This window comes from Pseudomonas sp. YH-1, assembly GCF_051990045.1.
In the GTDB taxonomy this organism is placed as follows: Bacteria; Pseudomonadota; Gammaproteobacteria; order Pseudomonadales; family Pseudomonadaceae; genus Pseudomonas; species Pseudomonas nicosulfuronedens.
In genome coordinates, this window is sequence record NZ_CP178184.1 from 3,118,135 (window position 1) to 3,125,000 (window position 6,866).

At 48.6% G+C, this 6,866-nt stretch carries 8 protein-coding genes; 4 read left to right on the forward strand and 4 right to left on the reverse strand.

What is annotated here, in order from left to right:
• From ACKI1H_RS14605 to ACKI1H_RS14615, 3 genes are read right to left on the reverse strand one after another with little or no spacing between them, the layout of a single operon-like run.
• A complete protein-coding gene (locus ACKI1H_RS14605; RefSeq protein WP_440468701.1) occupies positions 1-531 on the reverse strand; it encodes an ABC-three component system middle component 4 in 531 nt (176 codons plus the stop codon).
• Positions 528-1,739 (reverse strand): ABC-three component system protein, encoded by a 1,212-nt coding sequence (locus ACKI1H_RS14610; protein WP_440468702.1) that lies wholly within the window; start codon positions 1,737-1,739, stop codon positions 528-530. Before ACKI1H_RS14610 ends, ACKI1H_RS14605 begins: the two co-directional genes overlap by 4 nt.
• A 41-nt stretch (positions 1,740-1,780) precedes the next feature.
• The gene (locus ACKI1H_RS14615; protein ID WP_440468703.1) at positions 1,781-2,638 is read right to left on the reverse strand and encodes a restriction endonuclease; all 858 of its coding nucleotides are present in this window, start codon (positions 2,636-2,638) and stop codon (positions 1,781-1,783) included.
• Between the two features lie 971 nt (positions 2,639-3,609).
• Between ACKI1H_RS14615 and ACKI1H_RS14620 the strand changes: the two genes are divergently transcribed.
• The gene (locus tag ACKI1H_RS14620) at positions 3,610-3,912 is read left to right on the forward strand and encodes a hypothetical protein (RefSeq protein WP_440468704.1); all 303 of its coding nucleotides are present in this window, start codon (positions 3,610-3,612) and stop codon (positions 3,910-3,912) included.
• Positions 3,913-3,927: 15 nt separating this feature from the next.
• Complete coding sequence (locus tag ACKI1H_RS14625; RefSeq protein WP_440468705.1) at positions 3,928-4,125, forward strand: hypothetical protein; 198 nt, start codon at positions 3,928-3,930, stop codon at positions 4,123-4,125.
• Between the two features lie 147 nt (positions 4,126-4,272).
• Here ACKI1H_RS14625 and ACKI1H_RS14630 read toward each other — a convergent pair whose 3' ends face one another.
• Entirely contained in the window at positions 4,273-4,596 is a 324-nt protein-coding gene (locus tag ACKI1H_RS14630) for a hypothetical protein (protein ID WP_440468706.1), read from the reverse strand.
• Positions 4,597-4,787: 191 nt separating this feature from the next.
• On the opposite strand from ACKI1H_RS14630, the gene ACKI1H_RS14635 reads away from it, so the two are divergent.
• Together ACKI1H_RS14635 and ACKI1H_RS14640 are read left to right on the forward strand one after the other, a co-directional pair.
• Positions 4,788-5,174 carry a (deoxy)nucleoside triphosphate pyrophosphohydrolase gene (locus ACKI1H_RS14635; protein ID WP_440468707.1) on the forward strand — a complete coding sequence of 129 codons (387 nt, stop codon included), beginning with the start codon at positions 4,788-4,790 and terminating at the stop codon, positions 5,172-5,174.
• A gap of 181 nt (positions 5,175-5,355) precedes the next feature.
• Entirely contained in the window at positions 5,356-6,003 is a 648-nt protein-coding gene (locus ACKI1H_RS14640) for an HNH endonuclease (RefSeq protein WP_440468864.1), read from the forward strand.
• Positions 6,004-6,866 lie beyond the last annotated feature (863 nt).

Genomic DNA, 6,866 nt, shown 5'->3' on the forward strand with positions numbered 1-6,866 from the left:
CTATTCCCCCTTGAACACCAAGTTCAAAATTGAGTTCAACTTACTGACAGGCAGAGAGTTTAATGATGAAATTCTATCAGCGAACTCGACCAAAGAGGCTGCATATCCATTAACAGAACCATCGGCGCCAACGAAAGATTTAATAAAATCCTGCCCTTTCTCGCTTAATGAGTAGGCTAGAAATTCCCCTTTTTCTGACTCGATACAACTCAAAAAACGAAAACGCGCAAGCTTCGTCAGTAATGACCTCAGCTTATCTCGATCAAAAAGAATATCCACATTACCTGACATGCTTTCGATCGTATATGTATAGCGCGTTTCTAAAGCGGAAACTTTCTTTCCAGCATGAAAAAGAACCTGCCCAATTCGCGCCGGGTTCTTTATCAAATAGACATAGCACTGCAGTCGCTCAAAGCTAAGAATTGGCCGACTTTTAGAGTCGTGGGACAACCAAGACAAAGCGACCATGGTTATCACTAAGTTAAACTCAAGCTCCTCATCAATGGCAATAAAAGGGAGAACCTTTTTCACTTACTTTCCTCCCTGATTTTTTCAATCGCCTCGATTGTGGTAGATGGATCCCACACCACTGAGAGATCTAGCTTGTCTGCCAATTGATGAAGCATGCCTTTTTTATGGCTGTCGGTTAACTCAACCAGAGCGGACTTCAAATAAGCGTCGCGCTCGTCATAGATCCGTCGATGGACTGCCTCAACAAACATATCTGCCGTTGTACTATGAGCAATATGATACTGGTACTCCTGATCGTATATGCTTTGAATCCTTTCGTACAGAAAACCTAAAACTTCCCTATCGCGATCACTTGTAAAAAGCTTCCTGGCTTCTTCGGCATTAAAAAAATATCCCTTGGCGTGACCAGTTATAACCTGATGAACATCAGCAACAATCAATTTCAGAAAGAAGCAATGATCGTCATACTGTTTTTCATCCACAAACTTCTTAACATGCAATGGGGGCTTTAGAAGTGACTCGCACTCCAGAACATAACGAACAACGGCCTTGTATACTGTTTGGTTAGTATCCTTTGGCTTGCAGACGCTAGTGTGATCCTCTTCTACGGGGAGAGAGTCCTTTGCCTTGCAACCAACTGGAACAGCACTTTTCTTATCAACAAAAAGGTCGTAAGTTGCATATATATATTTTGAATACGGGGGCTTCCCTAAGCTTAGCCAGGCACGACCCAATTGATCAATCGCGTTACTCATTAGGCTTAGGTCGCCTAGCTGAACGTTAGATGAAATAATCGACCCAAAATTAGCCGTTTTAGCTCCAGAATGAGGAACAGCTAGTGATATAAAACAACTTACTGGCGAAGTTTCATTTTCCTCAAACTGTTTGAGGATGCATGCCTTTGATACCAGCCCACCCATGCTGTGAGCAACTAAGTACACCCCTTTATAATCAGAAAGGTGAACATCCATCTCTGCTTTTAGCAAGCCACCGAGCTCGTTAATCGGCAAGTTGTTCCTAATCTTATTAACTGACCGGAATAATCGTGCAAATAGCGACTTGGAAATGCCATAAGTATTAGTGAAGGTTGTAAAGTAGCTGAAGCACGCAACATCGAAGCGATCAGATAGCGCGGGATCACAAGCAATCATGCTCGGGAATGTTACTCCAGGACAATTCTCCCAAGTATCAACCCCGCCCTTCAAACCATGAACGAACAATACCAAATTAGGGCAGCCGTCCTTTTTGACCCACTCCAACATACTCATGACAGATACTTGGCTCCACTTTAAAAACGGGAAGGGAAAATTTAAATTATTTTTCGTGTGCCGCGACAAGCAGGAAACCTCGGGCACCCCCAGAATTCAGTCCCAATACTTACTCCTCGCTTTGCGGTCTTTCTCGTCATGGCTGCACTGCACATGGGGCAGATAGGAGCGATCTCTTGATCAAATGAAGTGGCTTCGCTGGCCTTTGCTACTAGGGATTGCATAGAGTCTTTTCGGCTGCTGATCCAGCGCTTAAGCAGTATCCCATCCACCAACTGAATATTTCGTCCTTGGGCAAAATCTTTGGCCTCTTGTGTGTAGGCACCTGATGTGACTACAAAGCCACCTGCTGCTCCTTGCGCAACCATCACTCCGAAAAACTCACGAATAACTGTGACGCCAACCTTGATGGCCCTCCACTGTTTGCATTGGACCAAATACTTATCAGTCCCCATATGCAGGACTAGGTCAACCCCTCCATCCGGACCACTGCCACCCGCTTCAGTGACGGTGAACCCCTTCTGGCGGTACACCTCGCCAACTAGCTGTTCGAACTCTCGCCAACTGATACCTTCAACAGTCTTTCCAGACTTGGTCGCATTGGCCACATCTGAAGCAAGCTTTTTGCGTTTTGCCCGACTAAGCAATGAGCCAATAGCACCGATCACGAACGCGGCGGGTAGCAGGTACTGACCAAACAGAGCCAAGGTCCGGCCAAGCTGGCCAGCGACCGCCTGGCCCATCTGGTGAAGGCCTTTTGGCACTTCCGGCTGGCTAGTAGCGATGGGATGGAGGATCAGCCAGCAGCCCAGGGCAATGAGCAGGCTTACCCACCAAGGCAAGTGGCTAGCAATCTTAATGAGGTCCTCGATGAGCGAGGTTCTGCGGCGACGAGCCATCCTAGTCTCCTAAACACGCATCCATTCATGGCATGTAGCCATGTCCGAAGCTAGCGCGAGAGGCTAGTACCCGTAAAGAGTCTAGGGTGGCTACATAAGGCGTATTGTCAGAAATAGCCTGTATCGGTGAGGTTTTGTCACCTTTGAAAAGCCTGATTTAGAAGGCTTTGAGGGCTCGCGGGGTGGCTCTCATGCGATTCATAATGCTGGGCTGGGTGGAAAGCAAGCTCTGACACCAGTTTCACAGAGCTTTAGCAAGGAGCTCTCCGAGGCTAAAACTCTGCGCTCTGTTCCTAAAGCATCTGCGGCATCCGGCTCTGCCAAAGAAAATCACGGTATGGCGACAAGTCCTCCCATCTGATTATTTTGGGTTCTGTGTACCATATTCTGCATATATGTATCTGGTTGGAATGGTTATATTTTCGGTCGACTTCTCGCTCGAGCTTATAATTAATTTTTCCGGTAGTGATAGCTTTACCCAAACATTCCGCAGTAGAGCTGCTTTTCTTCCGTCTACATTCACTGTTGATATGTCTATCTCGGAGGTGGATTTCTTGTTCGAGAGAACTCTAGGGTCGACCGAGATTGTTGTCTTGTAACTTGCAATTTGAAGGAAGAGTAACGAATTTTTGCTAAATGAGGAAAATGCGGCGATTATAACGATTATGCTAATGAGAAAACCAAATATAATTAGTCTCTTAACGTCTGCGGATAGCAGGAATGTCATGCAAAATAACCAATATATTATTATGGATGAAAAAAATATCGCCCACTGCATGGGTTCGCTTTCTATGGTGCGTAAAATAAATTGAAAGAACATCGCAAAAACTAGAACTAAAGAAAAATATGCGATGGTAACGATGCTCCATACGAGAGTGAATATAGGAGTTCGTTCGAAGAATCTTTTCTTCTTACTATCAAATTCTCGGCAGTAAAAGCAAATTATTGTGGTAGCTATAAAGGCCGATAGTATGATTGCAATGCTGGTGGCGGAGGAGGGAGTGGAAAGTGATAAACAAATCAATATAATTGATATTGGCAGGGCTAATATAGTGCCGCGGCAAGCGAGTATGAAGGTTTTGCTATCAATTCTATTCTTTGTAAGATTGAGCTCGGAGTCATTTAGCGCAAAGCTGATCGCGGCTGGAAAAACAATAAATACGACTACCATCGAGCACGATACGAGCAGCGAGAAAACAGCTATTGAAACTAGCATGGGAATTGAAGAAAAAACACTGACGGCCTCAGACATTAGGCCGTTTGTGCTTAGGTAATTTAGGGCGAGCATAATGCCAAGTAGTGAAAATAGGCAGAAAGCTATATTTAAAGATTTTGTGACTATATCCAGTGTGGTCGAGATTGCCTCAAGTTTTGATTTTAATGGGCTAATGTTCTCTTCAATATTAATGCTCAAGCAAACTCCTTGGCTTGATTCTGGCTGGTTGCAGTATTTGGCAGGTATGAAAGTGCTTGGGGCTTTGTTTTAATTTATTTTTTGCTAAAGTTCTGTATTTTTATGTGGGCTAGATCTTGGCTGCGAATTCTCCGTTCCTTAATTCATTCTGCGTGTAGATGGATGTTGGGATAAGCGCCCTCTCCTGCCGGGAGAGGGCCTATTTTCACATTGACCGCTTTTATGTCTCGAAGTTTTTTTCCATCAGGGAAAAAATAACTGGGACGCTCAGGGTGTCGATGGTGGTTTCCTCGAAGAAGCTGAGTTCACCAGATTTCTTTTCCCCCACAGCGAGATGAAGCCTCTCGTTATTTGCATCATCAACTGATATAAGTATCCGTTGCCCAGATCGTGTGCACTCGAGCGTCACTGTATCAATTAAGCAACCATGGGGCCCCGGCAGTCCTTGGGAAACACCGACAAGTACACACGAACTTTCATACGATTTGAGAAAGACATCATTTGCAGCGTTAGCAATTGCAACAACTTTTTTAAAGTCAGCCATGCATTCCTCGGTTCTATTCAAGTAACAACCGCGGTAATCTTTGCACACTTGCGCCAAATAAAAAAGGCCATTATTTTGACATCATGGTTGTCTGCGTTGAGGCCGGCCAACGGAGCCGGGGGCTGCAACCGAGCTGATACGCTATGTGGCGTTGCTTTGTTATGCTCCGGTAAACAGGGCTCGAGGTGAGAATGAAGAGGGTTGCAGCTGCAGTTGTATACCTAGATGGGAAGGTGCTCCTCACTCGCCGAGCTCCAGGTGAAAAACTTGCTGGAATGTGGGAGTTTCCGGGCGGCAAGTTTGAGGCTGATGAAACCCCTCAGCGCTGCATTGTTCGCGAGATCCACGAAGAGCTTGGAGTCTACTCCGAGGCTGGTGAAATCCTCACAGAGTCCGTCTTTACCTATCCCGGCGGCACAATCCAGTTGATTGCTGTCGAGGTCACCCTGAATTCAACACATTTCGTTCTGCAAGTGCATGACCGCGTTGAGTGGTGTCTGCCTCGCGGGCTGCTGAGCTACGAGCTGGCTCCTGCAGACATTCCGATAGCCATGGAGATCATCCGGAAGTATGGATAGCTTCGCTCCCCCAAAGCCTGGTGCCACGCTTAACAACGTACAGCTTACTGACTGGTTCAGGTGCAGCCCCCAAGGTGGCATGCGACGTTCAAAGGAGACCAATACGCTGGTCATTGTCTCCAACCACGTGAAGTCTGTTTATGACGATCGCTGGAGTAGCGATGTCTTGCACTACACGGGCATGGGGCAGGAGGGGGACCAATCGCTGAGCTTCGCTCAGAATAAGACGCTCCATGAGTCTGCCTCCAATGGTGTAGCAGTGCACCTATTCGAGGTCTTCACACCGAAGCTGTACACCTACATAGGTGAGGTCAAGCTGGCTAGCAGCGCCTACTCTGAGAACCAGCTTGACGCTCGGGGTAACTCTCGTTTGGTGTGGATTTTCCCTGTGCGGCTAAAGATAGGAGCGGTCCCGGAGATACCTGAGGTAGCTCTCGTTGAGTTGAAAGAGCTCAAAGAAAAGCAGATTCGACGGCTGAGTGACGAGCAGGTAGCTGACCAGGCACGCCGGACCAGCCGAAAGGCGGTAGGTCAGCGTAGCGTTCGTGCGACCCAGTACCAGCGGTCCCCTTGGGTAGCGGAGCATGCAAAGCGCCGTGCAAAAGGGAAGTGCGAACTTTGTGAAGGGCCCGCTCCATTTGCGAGGAAAGATGGGTCTGCCTACTTGGAGACACATCACATTGTTTGGCTCGCTCGTGATGGTGAGGACACCATAGAGAACACAGTCGCGCTCTGCCCGAACTGCCACCGACGTATGCATATCCTGAATGCGGAGGCAGATGTGAAAAAGCTCCAAAGGCAATTGCTTGTCGAGCGCTCGGAAGCGTAGCTAGCGAAGGGGGGGCTCTGCTGCAGATCCTTCGAGGGCGTTTCGGTTGCGCAAAACCGCCCCTGCAGCCCGCATGGCTACGTTTGTATAAGCGCCCACATTGGTGATTTTTGCACCGGCAGTGATGGCATCTTCTCCTTATTAATCATTCTGTTGCAGAGGGCTCGCGCGCTGCATGGGGTGCAAGGGGTAGAGTGTTCGAATCACTCCGTCCCGACCAAATTTGAAAAGGCCGGTTCAGCAATGAACCGGCCTTTTTTCATTTCTATTTTCGCAAAGCTTCCTATATTGACCGCCAGCTCGGCGCATCCCTCAATGGCCAAACTTCCTGCCCTGGCAGGAAGTTTGGCAGGCCGCGGCGTGCGATCCAAATTTCCCCTTGCCACTTGATGACGCCGATGCGTTGGTTGGCCCAGGTCATGAAGGCGCGGTGGGGATGGGTGTCGGGGATGTGCTGGGTGTCGTGGAGGGTGGGGAGGACTTCGTCGCTGAGCCATTTGGCGATGTGGCGATGTGGCGGTGTTCGGGGTGCCAGAAGCGGTAAAGGGTTTTGTAGGCGCCGGACTCGCGGATGACTTCCAGTTCCTCGCGAAAGCCGCTGAGGTATTCCAGGGTGACGGCGTGTTTCTATTCTGGGTCCATGCGCTTGGGTAGGCGGTAGGGGCGGCGGGCGTTGATCAGAAGGGCGAAGTCGTGGGCGACGAACCAGGTTTGGCGGTCGATCAGGACGGCACGCAGTTGGTGGGTGTGGCGTTGGAAAACGCAGGGTTGTAGATGTCTTGCATGGTGAAGCTCCATCTACGAGGTTGAGGAGCCGCCACACGTTGTCGCTATTCAAAGGGTGGTGGACCGCGCAGGGTTAG